24 protein-coding genes and 1 riboswitch are annotated in these 26,606 nt (G+C 64.6%); of the genes, 15 read left to right on the forward strand and 9 right to left on the reverse strand.

Going from position 1 to position 26,606, the window contains the following annotated elements:
• Positions 1 to 15: 15 nt before the first annotated feature.
• The 4 genes from KY495_RS07295 to KY495_RS07310 all read right to left on the reverse strand — a co-directional run bounded on the left by KY495_RS07295 (position 16) and on the right by KY495_RS07310 (position 5,166).
• Positions 16 to 1,284 (reverse strand): multifunctional CCA addition/repair protein, encoded by a 1,269-nt coding sequence (locus tag KY495_RS07295; protein WP_219883011.1) that lies wholly within the window; start codon positions 1,282 to 1,284, stop codon positions 16 to 18.
• Positions 1,285 to 1,312: 28 nt separating this feature from the next.
• Positions 1,313 to 2,035: a glutathione S-transferase family protein gene (locus KY495_RS07300; protein WP_219884148.1), complete on the reverse strand. Its 723-nt coding sequence runs from the start codon at positions 2,033 to 2,035 to the stop codon at positions 1,313 to 1,315.
• 153 nt (positions 2,036 to 2,188) lie between these two features.
• On the reverse strand, positions 2,189 to 3,178 hold the full coding sequence (locus KY495_RS07305; RefSeq protein ID WP_229518523.1) for a complex I NDUFA9 subunit family protein: 990 nt from the start codon (positions 3,176 to 3,178) through the stop codon (positions 2,189 to 2,191).
• Between the two features lie 47 nt (positions 3,179 to 3,225).
• On the reverse strand, positions 3,226 to 5,166 hold the full coding sequence (locus KY495_RS07310; RefSeq protein WP_219883012.1) for a lytic transglycosylase domain-containing protein: 1,941 nt from the start codon (positions 5,164 to 5,166) through the stop codon (positions 3,226 to 3,228).
• A gap of 104 nt (positions 5,167 to 5,270) precedes the next feature.
• On the opposite strand from KY495_RS07310, the gene KY495_RS07315 reads away from it, so the two are divergent.
• On the forward strand, positions 5,271 to 5,813 hold the full coding sequence (locus KY495_RS07315; protein ID WP_219883013.1) for a 5-formyltetrahydrofolate cyclo-ligase: 543 nt from the start codon (positions 5,271 to 5,273) through the stop codon (positions 5,811 to 5,813).
• Here KY495_RS07315 and metF read toward each other — a convergent pair.
• The 4 genes from metF to metK form a co-directional block, all read right to left on the reverse strand.
• Positions 5,810 to 6,643 (reverse strand): methylenetetrahydrofolate reductase [NAD(P)H], encoded by an 834-nt coding sequence (gene metF, locus KY495_RS07320; protein ID WP_219883014.1) that lies wholly within the window; start codon positions 6,641 to 6,643, stop codon positions 5,810 to 5,812. The two genes, KY495_RS07315 and metF, sit on opposite strands and share 4 nt — an antisense overlap.
• A 1-nt stretch (position 6,644) precedes the next feature.
• Entirely contained in the window at positions 6,645 to 6,983 is a 339-nt protein-coding gene (locus KY495_RS07325) for a phage holin family protein (RefSeq protein WP_219883015.1), read from the reverse strand.
• Positions 6,984 to 7,034: 51 nt separating this feature from the next.
• Complete coding sequence (gene ahcY, locus KY495_RS07330; protein WP_219883016.1) at positions 7,035 to 8,459, reverse strand: adenosylhomocysteinase; 1,425 nt, start codon at positions 8,457 to 8,459, stop codon at positions 7,035 to 7,037.
• Positions 8,460 to 8,485: 26 nt separating this feature from the next.
• Positions 8,486 to 8,561, reverse strand: a riboswitch (S-adenosyl-L-homocysteine riboswitch).
• Between the two features lie 73 nt (positions 8,562 to 8,634).
• Positions 8,635 to 9,801 carry a methionine adenosyltransferase gene (gene metK, locus KY495_RS07335; RefSeq protein WP_219883017.1) on the reverse strand — a complete coding sequence of 389 codons (1,167 nt, stop codon included), beginning with the start codon at positions 9,799 to 9,801 and terminating at the stop codon, positions 8,635 to 8,637.
• 183 nt (positions 9,802 to 9,984) lie between these two features.
• On the opposite strand from metK, the gene KY495_RS07340 reads away from it, so the two are divergent.
• The 3 genes from KY495_RS07340 to dapF are packed head-to-tail and all read left to right on the forward strand — an operon-like array spanning position 9,985 to position 12,622.
• Positions 9,985 to 10,836, forward strand: coding sequence for a lysophospholipid acyltransferase family protein (locus tag KY495_RS07340; RefSeq protein WP_219883018.1), 852 nt, complete (start codon positions 9,985 to 9,987; stop codon positions 10,834 to 10,836).
• Positions 10,833 to 11,705, forward strand: a complete 873-nt coding sequence (locus tag KY495_RS07345; protein ID WP_219883019.1) for a lipid A biosynthesis acyltransferase — start codon at positions 10,833 to 10,835, stop codon at positions 11,703 to 11,705. Before KY495_RS07340 ends, KY495_RS07345 begins: the two co-directional genes overlap by 4 nt.
• A 53-nt stretch (positions 11,706 to 11,758) precedes the next feature.
• On the forward strand, positions 11,759 to 12,622 hold the full coding sequence (gene dapF, locus KY495_RS07350) for a diaminopimelate epimerase (protein ID WP_219883020.1): 864 nt from the start codon (positions 11,759 to 11,761) through the stop codon (positions 12,620 to 12,622).
• 27 nt (positions 12,623 to 12,649) lie between these two features.
• Here the strand turns inward: dapF and KY495_RS07355 are convergent, their stop codons facing one another.
• On the reverse strand, positions 12,650 to 14,299 hold the full coding sequence (locus tag KY495_RS07355; protein ID WP_219883021.1) for an SEL1-like repeat protein: 1,650 nt from the start codon (positions 14,297 to 14,299) through the stop codon (positions 12,650 to 12,652).
• A gap of 371 nt (positions 14,300 to 14,670) precedes the next feature.
• Between KY495_RS07355 and KY495_RS07360 the strand changes: the two genes are divergently transcribed.
• From KY495_RS07360 to KY495_RS07410, 11 genes are all read left to right on the forward strand, one after another.
• Positions 14,671 to 15,732, forward strand: a complete 1,062-nt coding sequence (locus tag KY495_RS07360; protein WP_219883022.1) for a porin — start codon at positions 14,671 to 14,673, stop codon at positions 15,730 to 15,732.
• Between the two features lie 248 nt (positions 15,733 to 15,980).
• Entirely contained in the window at positions 15,981 to 17,252 is a 1,272-nt protein-coding gene (locus tag KY495_RS07365; RefSeq protein ID WP_219883023.1) for a porin, read from the forward strand.
• Positions 17,253 to 17,358: 106 nt separating this feature from the next.
• Positions 17,359 to 18,039 (forward strand): DUF484 family protein, encoded by a 681-nt coding sequence (locus KY495_RS07370; RefSeq protein WP_219883024.1) that lies wholly within the window; start codon positions 17,359 to 17,361, stop codon positions 18,037 to 18,039.
• Positions 18,040 to 18,996, forward strand: coding sequence for a tyrosine recombinase XerC (locus KY495_RS07375; RefSeq protein WP_219883025.1), 957 nt, complete (start codon positions 18,040 to 18,042; stop codon positions 18,994 to 18,996).
• Between the two features lie 124 nt (positions 18,997 to 19,120).
• Entirely contained in the window at positions 19,121 to 20,203 is a 1,083-nt protein-coding gene (locus KY495_RS07380) for a GTP-binding protein (RefSeq protein ID WP_219883026.1), read from the forward strand.
• A gap of 116 nt (positions 20,204 to 20,319) precedes the next feature.
• Positions 20,320 to 21,348: an RNA polymerase-binding protein DksA gene (gene dksA / locus KY495_RS24015; protein ID WP_229518524.1), complete on the forward strand. Its 1,029-nt coding sequence runs from the start codon at positions 20,320 to 20,322 to the stop codon at positions 21,346 to 21,348.
• A gap of 230 nt (positions 21,349 to 21,578) precedes the next feature.
• Complete coding sequence (locus KY495_RS07390; protein WP_219883027.1) at positions 21,579 to 22,901, forward strand: STAS domain-containing protein; 1,323 nt, start codon at positions 21,579 to 21,581, stop codon at positions 22,899 to 22,901.
• A gap of 103 nt (positions 22,902 to 23,004) precedes the next feature.
• Positions 23,005 to 23,541 (forward strand): ATP-dependent protease subunit HslV, encoded by a 537-nt coding sequence (gene hslV / locus KY495_RS07395; protein WP_219883028.1) that lies wholly within the window; start codon positions 23,005 to 23,007, stop codon positions 23,539 to 23,541.
• A gap of 5 nt (positions 23,542 to 23,546) precedes the next feature.
• A complete protein-coding gene (hslU, locus tag KY495_RS07400; RefSeq protein WP_219883029.1) occupies positions 23,547 to 24,902 on the forward strand; it encodes an ATP-dependent protease ATPase subunit HslU in 1,356 nt (451 codons plus the stop codon).
• 9 nt (positions 24,903 to 24,911) lie between these two features.
• Positions 24,912 to 25,100 (forward strand): hypothetical protein, encoded by a 189-nt coding sequence (locus tag KY495_RS07405; protein ID WP_219883030.1) that lies wholly within the window; start codon positions 24,912 to 24,914, stop codon positions 25,098 to 25,100.
• Positions 25,101 to 25,796: 696 nt separating this feature from the next.
• A complete protein-coding gene (locus KY495_RS07410) occupies positions 25,797 to 26,531 on the forward strand; it encodes a helix-turn-helix domain-containing protein (RefSeq protein WP_219883031.1) in 735 nt (244 codons plus the stop codon).
• Positions 26,532 to 26,606 lie beyond the last annotated feature (75 nt).

Consider the following 26,606-nt stretch of genomic DNA (forward strand, 5'->3'; position numbering starts at 1 on the left):
GGCGCCGGCAGGTTGTCACCCGCCCTCGGCATCGGCCGCCTCGTCGCCGTCGTCGCTGTGGCGCACCAGCTGCTTGACCGCCGACACGCGCGCCGCGTGCACGGCCAGCGGAATGCGCGCCTTGTCGTCGCCGCAGCGCGCCGCCACGTCGCCGGCATTGACGGCGCGCGCGGCATCGAGCGCGGCGAGCAGGTAGGGCGCCTGCGGAAACGGGCGCTCGCGAAAATCGATCCCGTCCCCCGCGCGGCCGCGAAAGTCGCATTCGGCAGCCTGCAGCATCTGGGCAAAGCGCTGCGGCTTGCGAAAGCCGTCGCAGCGCTCGAACAGCTTGACCAGGGTATTGGCGCGCAGCTCCAGCGCGCGGCTGACGTTGCCGTGCTCGCGCGCGGTGACGAGGGCCAGGTCGCGGCATTCGGTCGGCACTTTCAAGCGCTCGCACACGGCCCTGATCAGGTCCAGCCCCAGTTGCTCGTGGCCGTGATGGCGCGGCCACTGGGCGGCTGGCGTCACACCCTTGCCCAGGTCGTGCGTCAGGGCGGCAAAGCGCACGCACAGGTCGTAGCCCTGCTGCGCGGCGTAGTCGATGACAAGCATGATGTGCAGGCCGGTGTCGATTTCCGGATGGTGGGCCGGCGGCTGCGGCACGCCCCACAGGCGGTCCAGCTCCGGCATGATGCGCGCCAGCGCCCCGCAGGAGCGCAGCACCTCGAACATGCGCGAAGGCTGCTGCTCCATCAGCCCGCGCGCCACTTCCTGCCACACGCGCTCGGCCACCAGGGCGTCGACTTCGCCCTGCTCGACCATGCTTCGCATCAGCGCGGCGGTCTCCGGCGCCACCGTAAAGTCCGGGAAGCGCGCGGCAAAACGGGCCAGGCGCAGGATGCGCACCGGGTCTTCCAGAAAGGCGTCGGACACGTGTCGAAACACCCTGGCCTGTATGTCGGCCTGGCCGCCGAAGGGGTCGACCAGGGCGCCGTCGGGCGCGCGCGCGATGGCGTTGATGGTCAGGTCGCGCCGCACCAGGTCCTCTTCCAGCGTGACGTCGGGCGAGGTGTGGAACACGAAGCCGCGATAGCCGGGCGCGGTCTTGCGCTCGGTGCGCGCCAGGGCATATTCCTCGTGCGTCCCGGGATGCAGGAACACGGGAAAATCCTTGCCCACCGGGCGAAACCCCTTGGCCAGCATGTCCTCGGGCGTCGCGCCCACGACCACCCAGTCGTGGTCCTGCACCGGGATTCCGAGCAGGCTGTCGCGCACGGCGCCGCCCACGATATAGGTCTGCATCAGCCTATGCACTCCTCGACGCTGCGCTTCATGGCTTGCCGCCGATTTCGTCATCGTGAAAGGCGGCACTTTCCGTTTCGGCCAGCGCTTCGCTGACCCAGCGCGCCACGGCCGGGTGGGCCTGCATGCGGTCGCAGTAAGCCTGCAGCGCCGGCGCCAGGGCCACGCCGTAGGTGCGAAAGCGCATCACCACCGGCGCGAAGAACGCGTCGGCAATGGAGAAGTCGCCAAACAGGTACTGATGGTGGCCAAAGCGCGACAGGCATTCTTCCCAGATCTCGCTGATGCGGCCGATGTCGCCCTGCGCTTCGGGGGTGCGGCCGCGGCCCGGCAGGTGGCTGCGAATGCTCATCGACATGGCGCTGCGCAGGCCGGAAAAGCCGCTGTGCATTTCGCAGGTGACCGAGCGCGCCATGGCGCGCGCTGCCACGTCCTGCGGCCACATATGCTTTTCCGGGAACTGTTCGGCAAGATACTCGCAGATCGCCAGGCTGTCCCAGATCGTCATCTCGCCCGCCAGCAGCACCGGCACACGCCCGGCGCCGGAATACTCGGCGATGCGGTTGGCGGTATCGGGCTGGTCAAGCAGCACCCTGACTTCATTGAAGGGGATGCCGAAGCCGACCATGGCCACCCACGGCCGCATGGACCAGGATGAATAGTTCTTGTTGCCGATGACAAGGGTCAGTCCGGCATTCTTGGCGTCGGTGAGCGTTTGCGACAGGATGGGATCGAGTTGGGTCGTTTGCATGGTGGCGGCGAAGTGGCGTGGAGTGGATACGGGGCGCATGCATGGCGCATGCGGCAGGCACCCGCGCGTGGGCGCCTTTTTTCTCAGGTGCCACCAGTGTAATACAGCTGAAGCAATACCGAAATGGCAAGTGTTGTTCCGGCGGCCGAAACCTCAGCGCCCGGCACGGGCCCGGAAGTCGTCCATGCGGGCCGCCGGCGTCAGGTAATGCGGGGCCACCGCCTCCAGCGGCGTGAGCTTGATTCCCAGTGCCTGGGCGGTAGTGGCCTGGATGGCCGGGTCGACCACGTTGTCCACCTTCATGGAATCGAGATTGTCGCGGCTGATGACGGGGTCGCCCGGCAGCAGCTCGAAAAACCCGGCCTGGAGCCGCGCCAGGGCGTCGGGCAAGGCAAACACGGGCCGCGGGTGGCCGCTGTAGCGTCCGGCCAGGCGCACCAGCTCGGCCAGCGAATAAATCTGGGGCCCGCCCAGATGGTAGACCTGGTGGCGCGTCTTGAGCTCGCCCAGGGCATTGACAAAGGCTTGCGCCACATCGCCCACGTAAATGGGCTGGAAGTCAGTGTCCGCCCCGGCCAGGGGGATGAAAGGCAGGTATTTCTGCAGGCGCGCAAAGGTGTTGAGAAAGGCGTCGCCCGGCCCGAACACGACCGAGGGCCGGAAAATGGTGGCGGCGACGGTGGGCGCCGAGCGGGCGGCGATTTCACCATCGGCCTTGGAGCGCTGGTACATGGATGGCCCGTCGGCGGCGGCGCCCAGGGCGCTCATGTGCAGGTAGCGCTTGACGCCCGCATCGGCGCAGGCTGCAACGATGCGCCGCGGCAGCTCCACATGGGCACGGCGGAACTGTTCGCCATACGGCATCGCGCGGCGGGAGTGGAGCACACCCACCAGATTGATGGCGGCGTCGGCACGCTGCAGCAAGCCGCGCAGCACGCTGTTGTCGGCAATGTCGGCCTGCACCACTTCCACCCGCGGCAGGAAGATGAGGTGCTTGGTGCGCTCATAGCGCCGGGTGGGGACGATCACGCGCATCCCCGCTGCCGACAGGCGCGCCACCAGGTGGCTGCCAATGAAACCGCTGCCGCCAAAGACCACCACCGTGGCGGGCATGGCGCTCAATTGCATGGTCGTGTGCTGCATGCTGCTCCCCGGGGCGTCTGGTTGATCTGGTCTGCTGTACGGGGATTTTAAGGCAGATCGCTGGGCGGCGCAGTGCTCGATGAAATAGTGCCCAGTCGCGCCTTGAGCGATTGCGGCTTGTTCTCGAACAGGGCCGCATAATTGGTGGCGTTGGCCATCACGTTCTTGACGTACACGCGCGTTTCCAGGAAGGGAATGGACTCGGCGAAAATGGCCCCTTCCATGGGCTGCTCGAGCTTGCGGCGCCAGGTGCGCATGCGGCCGGGACCGGCATTGTAGGCGGCGCTGGCCAGCGGCTGGGAGCCACCGGCGCTTTGCAGCACCATGTTGAGGTAATTGGAGCCCAGCAGCAGGTTGGTGCGCAGGTCGGTCAGCTTTTCCTTGACGAAGTCAAGCCCGATGCGGCGTGCCACGTCGCGCGCGGTGCCGGGCATGACCTGCATCAGGCCGCCGGCCCCGGCACTGGAGCGCGCATCCATGATGAAGCGCGATTCCTGGCGGATCAGGCCATACACCCAGGCCTTGTCCAGGCCCAGTTCCTCGGTGGTCGGGGTCAGGATTTCGTTGTGGGGTGACGGGAAGCGCTGGGTGTAGTCAAACTGGGTACGGGTGCGCTCGGATGTGTAGACCATGCGGTCGAGGATATCGTGGCGGCGCGCCAGCTCGGCCGCGGCCAGCAGCTCGCGTTCGCTGAACTTGCGCGTTTCCCAGTTCCACTCGCGCAAGCCTTCCAGCCGCATGCGCAGGCTGAAAAACTTCAGCGCGCGCTGCAGGGCCGGGTTGGCCGCAATGGCCGCCTGTTCGGCTGCCGTCACGGCCGGGCCGGGCGGCGGGATGGTAATCAGCTGGCCCAGCTCTTCCAGCGCCAGCTGGCCGTAAAAATGGGTCTGGTCGGCAATGCTGCGGTACATGGCCGGGACCACCTCGGGCGCGGTGGCCGGATCGGTCTGCAGCGCGCGCGCCAGCCAGTACACCCACACCGGCTGCCTGCGCAGCGACGCGGGCATGGCCTCGATGGTGTCGCGCACGGTTTTCCAGTCGAGCTTGCGCAGCGCAATGCGCGTTTTCCACTGCATCTGTTCGTGGCTGAGGGGCGCGCCGGCGCTGCGCTGCCAGTACAGATAGGCCTCCGGTTCCAGTTTGATGGACGCCGCATGGGCCAGCACGGCCCAGCCGATCGCCTGTTCCTGGGGCGAGAGCAAGGGCAGGTTTTTTTCAAACGCCACCAGTGCCAGCGGCAGGCTGGAACGGGCCATGCGGCTGATCGCCACCAGGTAGACCTCGTGTTCGGCGCGGGTAGTGCCAATCCCGCGTGCCATGGCCAGGGCCGGGAAGTCCACGGCCTGGGCGGCGCGGGTGTCGGTCACGCCCAGCAGCTCGGCTGCGCGGCGGGCCGGGCCGGTACTGGCCGTCTCCCCCGCCAGGCGCAGCTGGACCAGCAAGTCGTCGGCGCTGAACTGGCCGGCCTGGGCCAGCGCGGCCATGAGGCCATTGCAGGCGTCGCCGTAGCCGGGTGGATTGGTCAGCAATAATCGCGCTTCCTCGGCCACGGTTTCCTGTCTGGCCAGGCGCGACATGAGGGCGTAGCACTTGACCTGCAAGTCGTCGTCAAGCACGAACAGCGGGTATTGCTGGTCAAAATTGACCCAGTCGCGCACCCGGCCCAGTTCCAGCAGCCAGTCATTGCGCATGCGGTCGGCAATGGCCGTGCCCTGGTGGCGGGCCAGGAAGGCGCGCACTTCGTCGGGCGTCACTGCCGGCATGCGCGCTTTCAGACGATAATAGTCAACATAGGAAGGCAGCGCATATTGCTGCAGGCGGGCGGCCAGCGTTTCAGCCTTGACGCTGTCGCCGCGGCGGGCCGCGTCGCGCAGCTCGGCAAAGGCTTCGTCGGCGGCGGCACTGTCGGCCGGCGCCAGCTGGGCCAGCGCCGGCAGGATGCAGGATCCGGCGAGTACGGCGCCGGTCAGTAATTTCGGCAAAGACATCGATTCCCAACTCTCTTTCATGCTGCCATGTGACCATGACCATTGACCCAAGAATACCATGCACGGATTCGCCGTTTCCAGCTCCCACCGCACAGAAGACGACAATGAATGACGGGCCTGACAAGGCTGTTTTGCGAAAGCAACTACTGGCGCGGCGGGCGCTGATCGATGCCGATGACAAGGCCCGGCGTGATGCCATCATCGGTGCGCGCGTGCTGGCATGGGTGCAGGCTCAGCAGATACGGCAGCTGGGCGTGTACTGGCCGCTGCGGGGCGAGCCTGCCCTGCTGCCCACCTACACGGCACTGGCCGCGCAAGGCGTGCAGCTGGCGCTGCCGGTGGTGGTGGCGCGCGATGCCGCGCTGGGCTTTGCCAGCTGGCAGCCGGGCGAAGCCATGACGAAGGACCAGATGGGGGTCACCATTCCCGCCGCCCTGCGCATGCTCGCGCGCCCGCCTGCGCTGCTGGTGCCCTGCCTAGGTTTTAATGGCGGGCACTTCCGGCTCGGTTACGGCGGCGGCTACTACGACCGTACGCTGGAACCCAGGCCACGGCCGCTGGCGGCGGGCGTGGCGTATGCGTGCCTGCTGGCCGACTTTGCCAGCGCGCCCCATGATGTCGCGCTGGACCTGGTCATTACCGACTAGGCTTTGGCCAGACGCTGCCAGATGGCCGTGGTGGCGGCGGCCTGGTTCATGCTGTAAAAGTGCAGGCCCGGGGCGCCGCCGGCGAGCAGGCGTTCGCACAGCTGGGTCACCACATCGAGGCCAAAGGCCTTGATCGAGGCGCTGTCGTCGCCGTAGCTGGCCAGCTTCAGGCGTACCCAGCGCGGAATTTCGGCGCCGCACATGTCGGAAAAGCGCATCAACTGGGTGTAGTTGATGATCGGCATGATGCCGGGCACGACGGGTACGTCGATGCCCAGTTTGCTCACCTGGTCCATGAAGGCAAAGTAAGCGTCGGCATTGTAGAAATACTGGGTGATGGCGGCATCGGCGCCAGCCTGCACCTTGCGCGCGAAGTTTTGCAAGTCATCCTGGGGCGAACGGGCCTGGGGATGGACTTCCGGATAGGCCGCCACTTCGATGTGGAACCAGTCGCCCGTTTCGGCGCGGATGAATTCCACCAGCTCGCTTGCGTAGCGCAGTTCGCCACCGCCACCATAGCCGCTTGGCAAGTCGCCGCGCAGGGCCACGAGGCGGCGGATGCCGTGCGACTGAAATTGCTGCAAGATGTCGCGGATGGACTGGCGCGAGCCGCCCACGCAGGACAGGTGGGGGGCGGCGTCATGCCCCTCGCCCAGGATTTCCAGCACCGTGTCGAGGGTGCCCTGCTGGGTGCTGCCGCCGGCGCCAAAGGTGACGGAAAAATACTTGGGATCGAGCTGGGCCAGCTTGCCGCGCGCAATGCGCAGCTTGTCGGCGCCTTCGGCCGACTTGGGCGGATAGAACTCGATACTGAAATTTTGCGTATTCATGTTATTTCAGGATCAAAGCCGCCAGCGCCCACGAAATGATGCTGTACAAGATGGAAGCGAAGAAGGCGGACACGAAGCCATTGACCTGGACCCCGTCGACAAAGGAGGCCACGGCCCAGAACAGCAAGGCATTGATGACCAGGATGAACAAGCCCAGCGTCAGGAAGGTGACCGGCAGGGTCAGCAGCACGAGGATGGGACGAATCAGGGTGTTGACCAGGCCCAGCACGAGGGCCGCAATCAGGGCGGAGGTAATATTGGTCACCTTTACCGAACTCATCAGGTAAGGCAGGGCAAACAGGGCGGCTGCGTTGATCAGCCAGGTAATCAGGAGTTTCATGGTGGCGTCTCTGGAAAAAGACGCCCCGGGCGGGCCGGGGCGTGCAGTCAATTAATAACGGTAGTGGTCAGGCTTGTACGGGCCTTCCTTCTTGACCGAGATGTAGGCGGCCTGTTCTTCGGTCAGCTCGGTCAGCTGCGCATTGAGCTTCTTGAGCTGCAGGCGCGCCACCTTTTCGTCCAGGTGCTTGGGCAGCACATAGACGCCGACCGGGTACTTGTCGTTGTTGGCGAACAGCTCGATCTGGGCAATGGTCTGGTTGGCAAACGAGGAGCTCATCACGTAGGACGGGTGGCCCGTGCCGCAACCCAGGTTGACCAGGCGGCCTTCGGCCAACAGGATGATGCGCTTGCCGTCCGGGAAGATGACATGGTCGACCTGGGGCTTGATGTTTTCCCACTTGTACTTCTTGAGCGCGGCAACATCGATTTCATTGTCGAAGTGGCCGATGTTGCAGACGATGGCCTGGTCTTTCATGGCCAGCATGTGCTGCTCGGTCAGGATGTGGTAGTTGCCGGTGGCGGTGACGAAAATGTCGCCGTGCTCGGCAGCATAATCCATGGTCACCACGCGGTAGCCTTCCATGGCAGCCTGCAGGGCGCAGATCGGATCGATCTCGGTGACCCACACCTGGGCCGACAGGGCGCGCATGGCCTGGGCCGAGCCCTTGCCCACGTCGCCATAACCGGCAATCACGGCAACTTTGCCGGCGATCATGACGTCGGTGGCGCGCTTGATGCCGTCCACCAGCGATTCGCGGCAGCCGTACAGGTTGTCGAACTTGGACTTGGTGACGGAATCGTTGACGTTAATCGCCGGGAAAGCGAGCTTGCCTTCCTTGTGCATCTGGTACAGGCGGTGCACGCCGGTGGTGGTTTCCTCGGTCACGCCCATGATGGCCGGCAAGCGCTTGGAATACCAGGTGGCATCCTGGGCCAGGCGGGCCTTGATGGAATTGAACAGGCAGATTTCTTCTTCCGAACCGGGATTGGCCAGCACCGATGGATCGGTTTCGGCGCGCGTACCCAGGTGCAGCAGCAGCGTGGCGTCGCCCCCATCGTCGAGGATCATGTTGGAGTACACGGGCTGGCCATTGACGCTGGGCCACTCGAAAATGCGGTGGGTATATTCCCAGTATTCATCCAGGGTTTCGCCCTTGACGGCAAACACGGGGGTGCCGGCGGCAGCAATGGCGGCGGCGGCGTGGTCCTGGGTCGAATAGATATTGCACGAGGCCCAGCGCACCTGGGCGCCGAGCGCTTCCAGGGTCTGGATCAGCACGGCGGTCTGGATCGTCATGTGCAGGGAACCGGTGATGCGGGCGCCCTTGAGCGGCTGGGACGCGGCAAATTCCTCGCGAATGGCCATCAGGCCCGGCATTTCGGTTTCTGCGATCTTGATTTCCTTGTCACCCCAGGCGGCCAGGGAGATGTCGGCAATGTGGAAGTCTTGCGAAGATTTGAGTACGGCGTTCATCACGCCCTCCTTTCAGTTAGAAAAAAGTAACGTGAGCGCAGTTGCAGATGATGTTCCGAGCCTGGCGAAAATCGTGTTTTCGTCGCAACGCTCCTCGGACCGGCTAGTGTACCAGCTTCCCGCCGGCACTGCCAGCGATGGCGCCGCGCCTGCCTGGCCGCGGCGCCATGGGCGCTTACGACAAGCCGGCTTCGGCGCGCAGCAGGGCTACCTTGTCGGTGCGCTCCCAGGTGAACTCCGGCTCTTCGCGGCCGAAGTGGCCATAGGCGGCGCTCTTGCGGTAAATCGGGCGCAGCAGGTCCAGCATCTGGACAATGCCTTTCGGACGCAGGTCAAAGTGTTCCATGACCAGCTTGGCAATCTTTTCGTCGGGGATCACGCCCGTGCCTTCGGTGTACACCGTGATGTTGATCGGCTTGGCCACGCCAATGGCATAGCTGACCTGCACCTGGCACTGGCGCGCCAGGCCGGCGGCCACGATATTCTTGGCCACGTAGCGGGCGGCATAGGCGGCTGAACGGTCGACCTTGGATGGGTCCTTGCCGGAAAAGGCGCCGCCGCCGTGGGGCGCCGCGCCGCCGTAGGTGTCGACAATGATCTTGCGCCCGGTCAGGCCGCAGTCGCCCTGCGGGCCGCCAATGACGAAGCGCCCGGTCGGATTGACCAGGTAGCGCGTGCTGCCCAGCCATTCGGCCGGCAGCACCTTCTTGATGATTTCTTCAATGACCGCTTCTTCGATCTGGCTGTGCGACACCTCCGGCGCGTGCTGGGTGGACAGTACCACGGTATCGACGCCCACCGGACGGCCATTGAGGTAACGCAAGGTGACCTGGGATTTGGCGTCCGGACGCAGCCACGGCAGGCGGCCATCCTTGCGCAGCTGGGACTGGCGCTCCACCAGGCGGTGGGCATAGTGGATGGCGGCGGGCATCAGTTCGGCCGTCTCGTCGCAGGCATAGCCGAACATGAGGCCCTGGTCGCCCGCACCCTGGTCAAGGTCCAGGCCGGCGCCTTCGTCCACGCCCTGGGCAATATCGGGCGACTGCTTGTCATAGCACACCATCACGGCGCAGCCGCGGTAATCAATGCCGAACTCGGTATTGTCGTAGCCGATGCGCTTGATGGTTTCGCGCGCCACCTGGATATAGTCGACGTTGGCGTGGGTGGTGATTTCACCGGCCAGTACCACCAGGCCCGTGTTGCACAGTGTCTCGGCGGCCACGCGGGCGCGGGGATCCTGCTCCAGGATGGCGTCGAGAATGGCGTCGGAAATCTGGTCCGCCACCTTGTCGGGATGGCCTTCGGAAACAGACTCGGATGTGAAGAGGTAATCGTTAGACATGCAAAACTCCTGTTACTGGTCAGATTGAAGTCGCAGTAACCGGGTTGCCTGCGACGCTTTAGCGACATTTATATTCCGCTTCGCAAGTTGTCTATTAACTCGGCGGATCCTGCATACGTGGTATTTTACGCTCCTTGAGAAATTTTGGTCAGGCAACTGACAATATTTAAGCTTCGTCAATCCATGCTAGTTCACCTTTTCCGCCTGCTGTCCCGGCTCCCCCTTTCCATCCTGCATGCGATCGGCGCGGCCCTGGGCTGGCTCGTTTACCTGGCCTCGCCGTCCTACCGGCGCCGCCTGCGCGGCAACCTGGTGCAGGCCGGCTTCGGGCAGCACTTGCGCAGTGCTGTGGCCGAGTCCGGCAAGGCCATCGTGGAGCTGCCCTTTGTGTGGTGCGCCGATCCGGCGCGGGTGGCGCGCCACGCCACGGAAGAGAACTGGGACTATGTGCAGTCGGTACTCGACAGCGGGCGCGGCATCGTGTTCCTGACCCCGCACCTGGGCTGCTTTGAGATCACGGCCCAGCAAATTGCCCTGCGCACGGCGCTCACCGTCATGTACCGTCCGCCCAAGAAGGCAGCCTTGAAACCCCTGATCGAAGGGGCGCGCGCGCGCCACAACCTGCACCTGGCCCCGGCCAACCTGTCCGGCGTGCGCATCCTGGCCAAATGCCTGCGCCGGGGCGAGCCGGTGGGCGTGCTGCCGGACCAGGTGCCGCAAGAGGGGGAAGGCGTGTGGGCGCCCTACTTCGGCAAGCCGGCCTATACCATGACGCTGCCGGCCAAGCTGGCCCAGCTGGGCCAGGCCGCCATCATCCTCGTGTATGCGGAGCGGCGCGCGCGCGGCCAGGGTTTTGTGGTGCGCTATGTTCCCTTCGATGGCGAACTGAGCGGCAGCGCGGCCGAGCAGGCCGCCACCATCAACCGCGCCATGGAGCAGCTGATCGCACGCTGCCCGGCCCAGTATTTCTGGAGCTATAACCGCTACAAGCAGCCCGATGGCGTGGCCGGGCCCGATGCCGGGATGGCTGCATGAGGCTGCTGCTTGGCCTGATGTGGCTGATGCACTGGCTGCCGCTGCCGATCCTGGGGCGCTTTGGCGCTGCCATCGGCAGCCTGCTGTTCATGCTGCTCAAGAAACGGCGCCACATTGCCCTGACCAACCTGCGCCTGTGCATGCCCGAATTGAGCGAGCAGGAACGGGTGGCGCTGGCAAGGCGCCACTTCCAGTCGTATTCGCGCAGCGTGTGGGAGCGCGCCATCCTGTGGTGGGCGAGCGAGGCGCGCCTGCGGCGCCTGATCCGCGTGGAACCGGGGGTGCCGCTGGCGCAGCTGCAGCAGCGCCCCACCATCTTGCTGTGCCCCCATTTCGTGTGCCTGGACGTGGCCGGCGTGGCCGTCATGCTCGAGTCCAGCCTGTGCTCCATTTACGTGGCGCAGAAAAACAAGGCCTTTGACGAAGTGCTGCGCCAGGGCCGCTCGCGCTTTCGGCCGGTGCAACTGTTTTCGCGCAAAGAAGGGGTCAAGCCCATCATCCGCGCGATGCGCGAGCACCTGCCCTACTTCATGCTGCCGGACATGGATTTCGGCGCCAAGGATGCCGAGTTCGTGCCTTTTTTTGGCGTGCCCGCCGCCACGCTGACGGCGCCCGGGCGCATTGCCGCCGCCACCGGCGCGGCCGTGGTGCCGGTGGTGGCCACCTTTCTGCCTGACTACGCGGGCTGGCGCGTGCAATTTTTTCCGCCCTGGGAAGACTATCCGGGTGAAGACATGGTGGCGGCGGCGCGCCGCATGAATGCCTTCATCGAAGAGCGGGTGCGCGAGGCGCCGGCAGAGTATTTCTGGACCCACAAGCGGTTCAAGACGCGCCCGGCCGGCGAAGCGTCGCCCTATATTCGCCCCTGACGGACCGACGCCGGGCGCCTGCCTGCCCGCGCCAGCTCCGCTATACTGCCCGCATGAACCTTCAATTTACCAAAATGCATGGCGCCGGCAACGATTTCATCGTCATCGATGCCATCAACCAGAACGTCGACCTGAGCGCCGACCAGTGGCGCGCGCTGGCCGACCGCCGTTTCGGCATTGGCGCCGACCAGATCCTGGTGGTGGAACGCGCGCACGCGCCCGACTGCGATTTCCGTTACCGCATCTTCAACCAGGATGGCAGCGAAGTGGAACAGTGCGGCAATGGCGCCCGCGCCTTTGTCAAGTTCGTCACCCAGAAGGGCTTGACCAGCAAGGCCGCGATCCGGGTCGAGACCATGAAGGGCATCATCACGCCGCGCCTGGAGCCGGACGGCAGCATCACGGTGGACATGGGGCCGCCGCGCTGGACTGCGGACGCGCTGCCTTTCAATGCCGCCGGCCTGGCTTGCTCAAGCGAGGGCGACGATACGCTGTATCCACTGGCACTCACGGCCGGGGCGCTCACCAGCACCGTGTACGTGTCGCTGGTATCGATGGGCAATCCGCATGCCGTGCAGACGGTGGACGATGTCGACACCGCCCCGGTGGAAGAGCTGGGCGCGCTGATCGAGCGCCACGAGCGCTTTCCCGCCAAGGTCAATGCCGGCTTCATGCAGGTCATGGACCGCGGACATATCCGCCTGCGCGTGTTTGAACGGGGCGCCGGCGAGACGCTGGCCTGCGGCACGGGCGCCTGCGCCGCCGTGGTGGCAGGCATCCGGCGCGGCCTGCTTGATTCGCCCGTGCGCGTCTCGGCCCGGGGCGGCGAACTGTCGGTGGCATGGGCGGGCGGCACGGCGCCGGTATACCTGAGCGGGCCGGCGGTGACGGTATTTGAAGGCAGCATCAGCCTCTAGGCGGGCGGCCCGGCCGCGCAGTTGCGATCAGGCTGCCATCTCGAACGATTCCCCTTCCGTTTCCTCGCATTGCTGGGCTTCCGGCAACACTGTCTTGAGCCGGTACAGGCGCTGGCGGTAGTTGCCTTCAGGTCCGCCCGGGCCTGGGTCCACTGGTCCGAACTGTTGCACGATGTCGTCCAGCGCGCGCCTTTCCTGCGCCGAGGCGATGGCAATCAGGCGCCGCTTGCAGCGCCCGTAGCTGGCGCGGATGTCCACCACCAGGCAATGGCCGTGGTCGGCGCTTTTGATATCGAGCAGCAAGGCTTCAGCGCGGCTCAGACCAAACAGGGCGGCCAGGCGCAGGCGCGCCGACAGCAGCGGATAGGCCGTGGCCAGGGTGGCCGGAGCGCGCGCGGCCACGCCGGCAAACACGGAAGCGGTGCGCGGCGCAATCTTGCCGAGCGCAGCGGCGGCCTGGGGACAGCCCTGGGCCGCCGCCTTTTGCAGCCAGTACACGGCCTTGACATCGTTGCCCTCCTGCTCGCGGCGGGCGCGCCAGGCGTTGTGGCCGCATTCGAGCTGGGCTTCGCGGTAGCCCATGCCGGCGGCGCGCTCCAGATAGGCCTGGGCATCTGCCACATTGCGCTGCGAAAACTCCGGCTTGATATAGATACGCGACAACGCATACCAGGCTTGCGGCAAGCCCTGCTCGCCCGCCAGCGCCAGCCAGCGGATGGCTTTCTTGAAATTGGCCGCGCCGGCTCCGGCGGCAATGCGCTGGCCATCGACGTGCATGCGCGCCTGCCACAGCCCCATGGCCAGCTGGGCATGGGCATCGTGTTCGGCGGCGGCCAGTTCCCAGAAATGGTGCAGCTCGGCCTCGCTCACGCCGTGGCGCTGGCGCAGGCCCGGCCCGCCGGCGTCCAGCAGGCGGGCGCAGCGCGACAAGGTGGCGACCCCGTCCTGGCCCGGATGAATGGCGCCCAAGGGCTGGCCGGCGCAGGCGGCAGCGAGCGCACGGGCGCGCGGCAGGGCCTGGGCCAGGAAGGCGTCGGGACTGTCGGCATGCCAGGCGCGCTCCGCCGCCGGTACGGCGGTGGCCCGCGCCGGCGGCTCGCCAGTGGATGCGGCCGCCCGCGGCCAGCGTTCGGCCGCGGCCGGGGCTGGAGCGGCAGGCGCGCACGGAACCGGGGCGGGGCACGGCGCAGCAGCACTGGCAAAGACACCGGCACCAGCAGCGTTCGCAGCACCGGCGGCAGGCGGGCGCGGGGCGCCGCCTTGCTGGTAGCGGGCGTACAGCCGGCTGGCGTCGGCCATGCCGCAGCGGGCCGCCTGTTCCAGCGCGCGCAACGCCTTGGCCCGGCGCGCCGGATCGGTCCCGCCCTGGTGCTCGAAAGTGAGCTGGGCCAGCACCACCCCGGCCCGCAGCACCCCGGCGTCGTAGGCACGCTCATACCACTGGGCCACCGGACGGGCGCTTTGCACGGCCAGTTCCAGCGGAATGTGCGCGCCGATCAGCTCGCATGCCTGGTGCGAACCCTGCTCTGCAGCGCGGTCGAGCCAGTGCAGGGCCGTGGGCAGGCTCTTGGGCAGGCCGGCACTGCCATATAAATAGAGCCGCCCCAGCGCCAGCTGGGCATCGCGCTGGCCGCCGCGCGCGCCCCGGATAATGCCCAATTCTTCGCGATTTGCCATCGTGTGTCCTATGCAGTGAGGTCCGGACCATGGTCGCCGTGCGGCCGTATTGATTCCGGTGGAACAATGAAGGAAAGTCTACGCCCTGCGCCGGCGCGAACGGCGGCGAAACACGCCTTCCTTGATCTTGAACAAACGGCACATGCATGCAGACAGATAATTTTGCTTGTGAGAAATGAAATAAAGCCCGTTCCGAGTTTCAAAAATACAACAGCGCACGCTGAATTATTGGCTTTCCACCAATGGACACCTGCATAATTGGTCAACTCGGCGATTCCGATGCGCCAAGCACAGACAGTTATACCTATTGCGACCGGCGGCCAGCGCCCCGGCCCGCGATTCGAACGATTTACTTATTAAGGATTTGGTACATGAAAAAATCATTGTTGGCCGTGGCACTCCTGGGCGCATTCGCCGGTGCAGCACACGCGCAGTCGTCCGTGCAGATCTACGGCAACCTGGACCTGGGCCTGGTCAAGCGTACCGACCAGTCGCTCAATATCGGCAAGCGCGCCAACAACACCCTCGGCTTCAAGGGTGTGGAAGACCTGGGCAATGGCCTGAAGGCGATCTTCCAGCTGGAAATGCGTTACGAGCCGGACACCGGCGCCAATGAAACCGGCAGCAACGGCTATCAGCGCCCCCTGTTCCAGGGCCAGAGCCGGGTGGGCCTGTCGGGCGACTTCGGTACCGTGCGCGTTGGCCGCGGCCTGACCGCGTTCCAGGAGTCGAGCATTGCGTTCGAGCCATGGCACGGCATTCCATCGCCACAGGGCTTCCAGGCTGACCTGGCAGTGGCCGGCTACACCTCGGACCCGCTGAGCCCGACCGGTAACTCGGCCAACCGTTTCTCGAACGCCGTGTTCTACAACTCGCCAGAGTGGATGGGCCTGCAGCTCAACACCACCATCGCCACCAAGGAAGCCAACGGCAACGCCGCCTTCATTGGCCGTGGTACGGCAGCAGCGCCGCAATACCCTGCCAACACCACGTCGCAGACCAACCCTTACTCGATCTCGGTTACCTACCGCAACGGCCCAGGCGCCCTGATGCTGGCTGCCGAGCGCAATGCCGTGGAATCGAAGGTTGCTTCCTTCGCAGGTTCCGTGTACGTCATGCCTGAAACCAAGCTGATGTTTTCGATCACCCGCCAGGACCAGGAGCACACCCGTCCGTTCAACTATGACACCAAGGCCTGGGTCATTGGCGCCAATCACCAGATCGGCAATGGCAAGATCCTGGCCGGCGTGGGCATGAAGCATGTCGACGGCATGGAAAAGGTCAAGCAGTTCTCGCTCGGCTACGAGTACGCGCTGTCGAAGCGTACCTACCTGTACGCGGACTTCTCGAACAAGAAGGGCGCACCGGCCATCGCGCCGAGCACCCAGACCAGCATCAATCACTACGCGCTGGGCGTGTTCCACTCGTTCTGATCACGCGGAGCGCAGCTCCGGCATCAGCACGACGCGAGGGCGAAGCCAGGGGCAACCCGCTTCGCCCTCCTTGCTGATGGGCCGGGATAGTGAAATGACATCGGCGGCAAGGCTTTGTGTCATTTCTGCAACCGCAACAACATCCGCTCATCGGCTTTCTGTACAAGCAACTTGAACGATGGCATATTGGTCAAAACGAATTAGTACGCACGTTCGTTTTTACACAAATTTAATATCCTGGAGACGCAATGAAGACTAAATTACTCGCTGGTGTGATCGCTACCTCTTTCGCCGCCCCTGTGCTGGCCCAATCGAGCGTGCAGATCTACGGCATCGCCGACATGGCTGTGGTCAAGACCAAAAATGAAAAGACCAAGCTGGCAAGCGGCGGCGCGGATGGCTCGCGCATCGGTTTCAAAGGCACGGAAGACATCGGCGGCGGCTACAAGGCGATTTTCCAGCTGGAAGCACGCGTTGAACTCGACACCGGTACCCAGACCCCGGCCCTGCTGCACAACAATGACGGTTTCTACCTGCTCAAGGGCATGGGCGGCCTGCCGGCGGCAGCGCGCGCCGGCCTGGCTGCCGGCCTGCGCGGCTTCGGCGACGCTGCCGTGAACCGTGAAAAAGCCCTGTTCGACCGCACCGCCATGGTCGGCCTGGTCACTCCTGTGGGCGCCATCCTGATGGGCCGCATGTACACCCCTGGCTACGAAGTGTTTGCTGCTGCCGACACGTTTGAAAACGGCACCGGCGGCGCCTGGGGCGGCATCACCGGCGGCACCGCCGGCTTCACCGCCATCGGCGCTGACATTCGTTCGCAAAAGTCGATCCAGTACCGCATCGCCACGCCACAGGGTATCGGCGGCTCGCTGATGTACGGCTTCAAGAATTCCGGCTACCTGGGCCGCTACAACAAGTTCTACGGCGCCGCCGTGACCTACAAGGCCAACGGCTTTGACGTGGGCGTGGCGCACAACCGTGGCCACGACCTGGCCGACCGCCGCAGCCTGACCACCTCGACCATTGGTGGTTCCTACACCATGGGCGACTTCAAGTTCTTCGCCGGCTACCACGACCAGGAAAACTACAACTCGGCCCTGCTGCCGGACTACATCGCCACCTACGACACCTCGGTGGCACCGGCTTTCGCCATGCTCGACCCGGTCACCCGCGGCGCCCTGCGTAACATCTTCGTGACCAACATCACGCGCAACACGCAGATCGATTCGAACAGCGCCCAGGTTGGCTTGCACTACCGCATCGGCGCCGGCCGCATCATGGCTTCCGTTGCACGCCAGAACGACCGTACCGCCTCCGACAGCGATGCCACCCTGATGGCCATCGGTTACGACCACAACCTGTCCAAGCGTACCGACGTGTACACCGTGTTCGCGCACATCAAGAACCAGAACGATGGCCAGTACACCCCTGGCGTGGCCGGCGCTCCGGGCGGCTTCACCAAGGTCGCGGGCGAAAGCAGCCACTCGCTGCAGCTCGGTATCCGTCACCGCTTCTGATCATTGCCATACCAACAAAAAGACGCCTGCGGGCGTCTTTTTTTTATGCCCCCGTGCCACGCTCGGTTAGAATGCCGGTACTTCACAGCCGAACTGACCGACCTCAATGACCGCAACACTGGATTCCTCTGCCGTCGCCGCCTTCCTGGCCGACAATCCGCACTTTTTCGAAGAACACGCCGGGCTGCTGGGCCAGGTGCGCCTGTCCAGCCCGCTGACCGGCAAGGCCGTGTCGCTCCAGGAGCGCCAGATGGAAGTCATGCGCGACAAGTACAAGGCGCTCGAACTGCGCATGTCCGAACTGATCCACCTGGCGCAGTACAATGCCGCCATTGCCAACAAGTTCCATGCCTGGACCCAGGGCCTGCTGGCCGCGCGCGACGGCGGCGACATGGCAGCGGCGGTGACCGATGGCCTGCGCACCCACTTCGGCGTGCCCCAGGCCACGCTGCGCCTGTGGCAACTGGAAAGCGGCCACGAAGCGCAATGGTATGCCCAGGGCGTGTCGGAAGATGCGCGCCTGTTCGCCAACAGCCTGCTGGCGCCCTATTGCGGCAGCAACCATGACTTCGAGGCCGTGCGCTGGCTGGACGACGCCTCCGCGGTCGCGTCCACCGTCATCATTGCGCTACGCAGCAATGGCGGCGAGCGTGCAGGCCAGGCTTTCGGCCTGCTGATCATGGGTTCGCCCGATCCGGAGCGCTTCACGGCGCACATGGCCACCGACTTCCTGATCCACATCGGCGAAACGGCCAGCGCGGCGCTGGCCGCCCTGCGCGCCAGGTAAATGGACGGCGCCGGACGGCTGGACCTGGCCGGACGCTACCTGTCGCAGCTGGCCACCCAGCGCCAGCTCTCTGTCCATACCATTGGCGCCTACCGGCGCGACCTGGCCGAACTGGCCGCCCTGCTGCCGGACACGGCCTGGCAGGAAGTACAGCACAATGACATCCGGCGCCTGGCCGCGCGCCTGCATGCCCAGGGGCACAGTCCGCGCACCATTGCGCGCAAACTGTCGAGCTGGCGCGGCTTTTTCAACTGGCTGGCACGCGATGCCGGCCTGGCGGCCAATCCGGTCGATGCCGTACGCGCACCGCGCGCTGCCAAACCGCTGCCCAAGGCCCTGTCGGTGGACGATGCCGTGCACCTGGTGTCGGGCGGCGCCCACGGGCCCGCCCATCCGGAACCGGCCGCGCTGTGCAACCGCGCCATGTTCGAACTGCTGTACTCGAGCGGGCTGCGGGTGTCCGAACTGGTGGGCGTGGATGTGGCGTATGCCCGGGGCCAGGACGGGCGCGCCGCCTCGCTGGGCTGGCTCGACCTGGCAGCAGGCGAAGTGGTGGTCACCGGCAAGGGCGGCAAGATGCGCAAGGTGCCGGTGGGAAGGCACGCGCTGGAGGCGCTCCAGGCCTGGCTGGCCGTGCGCCCGCCCCCCGCCGATGGCAGCGCCGCCTTGTTCGTCTCCGCACGCGGGGCGCGCATGTCGGCGCGCGTGGTGCAGCTGCGCCTGAAGGCCCATGCGCTCAGGGTCGGCACCAGCGTCAATGTGCATCCGCACGTGCTGCGCCACTCGTTTGCCTCGCATGTGCTGCAATCGTCGGGCGACCTGCGCGCGGTGCAGGAAATGCTGGGTCACGCGAGCATCACCTCGACCCAGGTCTACACGGCGCTCGACTTCCAGCACCTGGCCGAGGTGTATGACAAGGCCCATCCCCGGGCCAAGGCCAGGGACGGGGGCAAGTAGGCGCGCTTGCACGCACGCCGGCAAATCACTGCGCTTCCTGATCCGAATCAAGCTATTGCCAGCCATTTGGATGCAAATATCGTTTTGCGGCATAATCGCTCGTTGATTTCACCTGCGCACAGCCATGGCTCTCATTCCCAGCACCATCCTCACCGGCTTCCTCGGGGCCGGCAAGACCACCCTGCTCAACCGCATCCTGCGCGAGCAGCACGGGTTCAAGATTGCCGTCATCGAAAACGAGTTCGGCCAGGAAAACATCGACAACGACATCCTGGTGCAGGACAGCGGCGAGCAAATTGTGGAAATGAACAATGGCTGCATCTGCTGCACGGTTCGTGGCGACCTCATCGTGGCGCTGACCAGCCTGGCGCAAAAGCGCGAGGCGGGCGAGCTTGATTTTGACCGCATCATCATCGAAACGACCGGCCTGGCCAATCCCGGCCCCGTGGCGCAAACCTTTTTTGTGGACGAGGAAGTCGGCGCCCACTACATGCTCGACGCCGTCATCACCGTGGTCGACGCCCGCCATGCCATGGACCAGCTCGACCAGCACGAAGAAGCCCAGCGCCAGGTTGGCTTTGCCGACAAGCTCCTCCTGTCCAAGACCGACCTCGTCGATGCGGCATCGGTCAAGGCGCTGGAAGCGCGCCTGGCGCGCATGAATCCACGCGCGCCGATCAGCCATGTCGACTTCGGGCACGCACCGGTGGCCGATGTGCTCGACATCCGCGGTTTCAACCTCAATGACAAGCTCGAACTCGATCCCGCTTTCCTGACCCAGGATGAAGCGCACGATCACGCGCACGATCACGGCCACGAACATGTACACACCGAAGCCTGCGACCACAGTCAGGATGCGCATTCCGGTGAGCACGACAATGCGCACGACCACCATCACAGCCACCACAGTGACGACATTGCCGCCTTTGTCTTCAAGAGCGAGCGGGCGTTCGACCCAGAACGGCTGGACCAGTTTCTCGGCAGCCTGGTCCAGGTGTTCGGCCCCCGCATGCTGCGCTACAAAGGCGTGCTGCTGATGGAAGGGGCTGACCGCAAGGTGGTGTTCCAGGGGGTGCACCAGATTATGGGCAGTGACCTGGGCGCAAAATGGGCCGAACATGAGCCGCGCGCGAGCAAGATGGTGTTTATTGGCAAAAATTTACCGAAAGATGTCTTTATCCGTGGTTTGGAACAATGTTTGGTATAAACTATCCCGGTTTTACGATCACATAGACGCCTGCGCCAGCGCGGCAGTGCGTCACCTTGATTGACGCAATTGCCACTGCGTGCGGCACGGCGCGGGGAAACCATCGGGATGGCAAGATGAAGGACACGGTAGCGAAAACGCCACGCAAGGCCGGGACCGCCGGTACTGGCGTGATCAAGAAAGTTGCCAGTGCACTGGCCAAGAAGATCGCCGGTGTATTATCGCCGCCAGCGAAGACGCCTGCAGCCAGGGCGAAAGTGGCAGCCCGGCCCGCCACCGGTGCAGCAGCGCCCAAGCCGGAGGAGCGCAAGCCGGCAAAGGGGGCGGTAAAAGGTGCGGCCAAGGCTGCAGCGGCCCGCAAGACGGCGCAGCCGGCCGTGAAGGCGGGGGCGCCGGCCGCGGCAGTCAAGACGGCGCCTGCGAGGGCGACAGTCAAGGCGGCGGCAGTCAAGCCGGCGACAGTCAAGGCGGCGGGCAAGACGCCGGGCAAGGCGGCAGCGGCACCGAAACGCACGGCGCAGCGCGCCGCGACGCCGGCAGTACCAGAAGCAGTTGCAGTGTGTACGAAAAAGACGGTCGCGCAAGCTCCCGTTCAGGTTGGCGAAACAGGCGCGCGCACCGCAGCAGGAGGTGTCACAGCCGAGTTAGCTGATAAAATGAAAACCTCTGTCGTATCGAAGGTAAGTGAAGTCATGACCAAAACAACTAAATCGACCCCAGCCGCCAATACAGAAGGCCGCATCCTCTCGGAAGACGAAATCCGGAGCATGAACGACAAGGACTACATGAACGCCGACCAGCTCGCGTTCTTCAAGGCCCGCCTGCAGCAGCTGGAAAAAGACCTGCTCAAGAATGCAGGCGAGACCACCGAACACCTGCGCGAAACCGTGCTGGTGCCGGACCCGGCTGACCGCGCCACGATCGAAGAAGAACACGCGCTCGAACTGCGCACGCGCGACCGCGAGCGCAAGCTGCTCAAGAAAGTGCAGCAATCGATTGCCGCCATCGATGCCGGCGACTATGGCTGGTGCGAGGAAACGGGCGAGCCGATCGGCATTCCACGCCTGATCGCGCGCCCGACCGCGACGCTGTCGCTGGAAGCCCAGCAGCGCCGCGAACTGAAACAGAAACTGTACGGCGATTGATTCGCCTGGTGCCTGCCATCGACAAAGCATGCAGCCTTCGGGCGCATGCTTTTTTGTTTTGGCAAGGCGCCATTCGTGCGAACGCAAAGCTTGCCCTTCGGCTACACTATCGCTATGGGCGATGAACATCGCGTGACGCTGCACAGCCGCCGCGCCGCCGTGCTAAGGTAAGGGCTGGGCGGACCTGCCCTGCCGGTCAGGCGGGCGCTACAGAAGAAACAGGGAACGACGTGGGAATTTTCTCCATTTTCAAGGGAAAAAAGCAGCAGCCGGAAGGTGCCGAGACGGCACCTGAATCGCGCCTGCGCGGCGAACCGTCACGCCTGATCCTTGACGGCGACGCCGAGCGCGCCCGCCAGCGTGAAATTGCCCGCGCCACCGCCGCCAAGATCGACGCCATCGAGTCTGCCATGGCCGATGACATTTTCAATACGCCGGAACCGGCCTGGGGCAGCGGCCCGCGCCGCCGCCCGGGCGCCCCGTCCCGTCCCGACGACGATGGCGACACCCTGCCCATGCTGGAACTGGCCACCACGGAGCTGCTGGCCGACGATGGCGGCCTCGACAGCCCGGTGCATGCCCAGACCGCGCCCATCATCGAAGAAATCGCCATCATGTTCGCCAACGACCAGATGGCCGTGGCCGAGCAGATGCTCATTGAAAGCCTGCGCGATGTGGGCCGCACCGACCGCACGGTGTGGTGGATGCTGTTCGACCTGTACCAGGTCATGGGCCGCCAGGACGATTTTGACAACGTCGCCATCGATTACGCGAGCCAGTTTGAAACGTCGCCCCCCACCTGGGCCCCGCCGCCCGCCGCCGGCGCCGAAGACGCCGCCTTTGCCGGCGTCACCCCCACCGAAGTGTTTGCCGGCGTGCTCGACGCGCAAGTGGCACCGCGCCTCGAGCGCCTGCTGGGACTGGCCGACGACAACCAGGTGCTGCGCCTCGAGTTCGGCCGCATCACCGACGTGACGCCGGAAGGCTGCCAGCTCATGCTGAACACGCTCAATACGCTGCGCAAGCGCGAGCGCGAGCTGATCGTGGCGGGCGCGGCGGAACTGGCCGAACTGGTGCGCTCGACCATTGCCATTGGCGACCGCGACGCCAGCGAAGCGCCCTGGATGCTGCTGCTGGCGCTGCTGCAGCTGCTCAACCGCGAAAAGGATTTCGAAGAAACGGCCATGGATTACTGCGTCACCTTCGAAGTGTCGCCGCCCTCGTTTGAAACCCCGCAGCACGTGGCCACCACCAACACCATCACCGCGCCCACCCGCACCGAATGCTTCATGCTGCCCTCGGTGGTCAACAGCGGCGCCAACGCCCTGTTCGACGCCATCGACGCCTACGCCGCCCAGGCGCCCACCCTGCTCATCGACTGCTCGCGCCTGGCGCGGGTCGACTACGGCGCCGCCAGCGCCATGCTCAACCGCCTGCGCCCGATCGCGGCCGAGAAAAAAATCGAGTTCCGCGACATGAACCATCTGGTGGCGGCGCTGTTCAAACTCCTGAGCTATTCGGAAGTGGCCAGGATGTTCCCGCACAAGTATTAGACACCGAGTTTTATCGGCGGCAGATCGCTGCCGGCGATATGCACTATCTTGCAATTGGCGTTAACACCCCCATTTTCCCCGGAGAGTTAACTAAGAGGCAGATATGGAACAATTTCACGGCACCACCATCCTGTGCGTACGCCGGGGCAAGCAAGTTGCCCTGGGCGGCGATGGCCAGGTAACGCTTGGCAACATCATCATGAAAGGCACGGCCCGCAAGGTGCGCAAGCTGTACCAGGGCAAGGTCCTGTGCGGCTTTGCCGGCGGCACCGCCGACGCCTTTACCCTGCTCGACCGTTTCGAAGGCAAGCTGGAAAAGCACCAGGGCAACCTGCTGCGCGCCTCGGTCGAGCTGGCCAAGGACTGGCGCACCGACCGCGTGCTGCGGCGCCTGGAAGCCATGCTGCTGGTGGCCGACCATGAATCGACCCTCGTCATTACCGGTAATGGCGACGTGCTCGAGCCCGAGGACGGCATTGGCGCCATCGGTTCGGGCGGCACCTACGCCCAGTCCGCCGCCAAGGCTTTGCACGAAAATACCGAGCTGTCGCCCGCCGAGATCGTCACCAAAGCGCTGACCATCGCCGGCCAGCTCTGCATCTATACCAATTTGTCCCACATTGTCGAAACGCTGGACTGAACCTTATGAACATGACCCCTCTTGAAATCGTTTCGGAACTGGACAAGCACGTGGTGGGCCAGGCCAAGGCCAAGCGCGCCGTCGCCATTGCCCTGCGCAACCGCTGGCGGCGCCAGCAGGTGGCCGAGCCCCTGCGCCATGAAATCACGCCCAAGAACATCCTCATGATCGGCCCCACGGGCGTGGGCAAGACCGAGATTGCGCGCCGCCTGGCGCGTCTGGCCGACGCTCCCTTCATCAAGATCGAAGCGACCAAGTTCACGGAAGTGGGCTATGTGGGGCGCGACGTCGACACCATCATCCGCGACCTGATCGACATCGGCGTCAAGCAGACCCGGCTGGCGGAAATGAAAAAGGTGCGCCAGCGGGCCGAAGACGCCGCGGAAGACCGCGTGATCGACATCCTGGTGCCGCCGCCGCGCGACTTTGGCTTCCAGCCGGCCGCGGCCGCCGACGCCAAGGATGGCAAGGAAGGCAAGGAAGGCGACAGCACGCGCCAGACCTTCAGGAAGCGCCTGCGCGAAGGGGCGCTGGACGAGCGCGAGATCGAGCTTGACGTGGCCGAGGCGGGACCGCAAATGGAAATCATGGCGCCGCCGGGCATGGAAGAAATGACCGAGCAGATCAAGAGCATGTTTTCCGGCATGGGCGCGGCGCGCAAGAAGCCGCGCAAGATCAAGATCCGCGAAGCGATGAAACTGCTCATTGACGAAGAGGCGGCCAAGCTCATCAATGAAGACGAGATGAAGCAGAAAGCGATCCAGAATGTCGAGCAGAACGGCATCGTGTTTCTCGACGAGATAGACAAGATCGCCTCGCGTTCGGAAGTGGGCGGGGCGGACGTCTCTCGCGCGGGCGTGCAGCGCGACCTGTTGCCGCTGGTGGAAGGCACGACCGTCAACACCAAGTACGGCATGATCAAGACCGACCACATCCTGTTCATTGCCTCGGGCGCCTTCCACCTGGCCAAGCCGAGCGACCTCATTCCCGAACTGCAGGGGCGTTTTCCGATCCGGGTCGAGCTCGAATCGCTGTCCATTGCCGACTTCGAGTGCATCCTCACCAGCACCGACGCCTGCCTGACCAAGCAGTATGAAGCGCTGCTGGCAACGGAAGACGTCAAGGTCGACTTTGCGGCTGACGGCATCACGCGCCTGGCCGAGATCGCGTTTTCGGTCAACGAGCGCACCGAAAACATTGGTGCCCGGCGCCTGTACACGGTCATGGAAAAGCTGCTGGAAGAAGTCTCCTTTACCGCCAGCGAAACGAGCGGGCGGGTGGTGACGATTGACGCGGCCTACGTCAACGAGCGGCTCGACAAATTGGCCGACAACGAAGACTTGTCGCGCTACGTACTGTAAGGGAAGGCCATGGCGAACAAGGCACTGGCCACGCGCCAGAAGATGATGCTCAAGGTCGCCTCCAAGCCGCCGCGCAATCCGGTGGCGGTGGCGGCCAAGCTGCGCGCCGCCGGGCCGCACGCCAAGGGGCCGGCGCAGGAGCGGGCCGCGGCCAAGCGCGCACTCAAGAAGGCCAAGCTGGAGCCGGAAGAAGAGTAAGTTCCGCCGCGCAGCAGCTATCGCGCGGGGCAATTCTGCCCCGCCACATCATTCCATTTGTCCATCAGCCCCCCAGCCAACAATTTCCTACCACCAGGGTCAGACCACTTAAACGCACCAAAATCAATTTCCTCTTGCCAGGGTCAGACCACTTAAAAGCGGCAAAAGCAATTATTCTTGCGGCGACTCGCGCAAAAACACGTGCACCGCGGCCCGGAATTGCGTTTTGCTTTGCTCGCGGTCCATTGATCGCGTTATCGATATCGCTTGGCTATCGCTGCGGCATCTTCCCGTCAGTTTCGGGGCGGAGAACAGGCGATCAGCTAGCAAAAAAATAAGGGCACTTCCAGGACGATTCGGCAAGTTGCAGGCAGTTGCGGCCTCGCGCTCCGACAAGTTGCTTTTTGCCGTTTTAAGTGGTCTGACCCTGGCAATAGGAAATTGCTTTGAGCGCGTTTAAGTGGTCTGACCCTGGTTTGGGGAAATAAAATGGGAGGCGTAGGGGTTGCGAGAGGAAATGGAAGAGCAAACTGAAGGGGTGGGCCGCCAGCGGAAACCCTGTCGGGCTCCCGCTTTCTGGCCATCGAGGTGTAGTCTCTCTGTTTATATCGACAAGTGCTACCTGCTTGTGCGAAGGCGCGTTATTCGGTACATTCGGTACTGTCCCGCAGTACATCCCCTCCCACAAGGCTTTCAATGAGTTCACCCGAGCAGGTTCTTGCAGTGCTGAGAGCGCAGCTGCGCGCCGCCAATATCACTTACCGGCAGTTGGCCGAACGCATCGACATGAGCGAATCCAGCGTCAAGCGGATGTTTGGCCAGAAGGATATGACTCTCACCCGCCTGGCGCAGATCTGCAAGGCCGCCGGTATCCCCATGGAGGATGTGCTGCGGCTGGCGGCCGACGCCACGCCCCATGCCGACACACTCACGCTGGCACAGGAAAAGTCGCTCATGGCCAATCCGCGCCTGCTGCTGGTCGCCATCTGCTGCCTTGGCCACTGGACCCTGGACCAGATCATCGAGACCTACAGCATGAGCGAGCCGGAATGCATCGGCCTGCTCGTCGAGCTCGATCGCCTCGGCCTCATCGAACTCAAGCCTGGCAACCGCTATACGATGCGCGTCTCCAACGCCTTCCGCTGGATCGCAGACGGGCCGGTGCAGCAGTATGTGCGCGAGCATGTGGTGGGCGATTATTTCGGCGGGCGCTTCGATGGCAATGGTGAAATGCTGATGTGCCTGCCGGCCCGGCTGTCATCGGCCAGCGCCCAGGAGCTCCAGCAAAAAATCCAGCAGCTGGCCGGCGAACTGGCGCGCCTGCATCAAGGCGACCGCAAGCTGGCGTCCGCCGAGCGCGAAGGCATGACGCTGCTGCTCGGCTTTCGCTCATGGGAATTTGCGGCCTTTACCGCCTTGCGCCGAAAATAAGGCGCCGCTTCGTCCACCGCGCTGTGCCTGCCCCGGCGGCGCCATCTCGCGCGCGGCCTCGCATAGCGCTTCTGA

Source organism: Massilia sp. PAMC28688 (assembly GCF_019443445.1).
Taxonomy (GTDB): Bacteria; Pseudomonadota; Gammaproteobacteria; order Burkholderiales; family Burkholderiaceae_D; genus Telluria_A.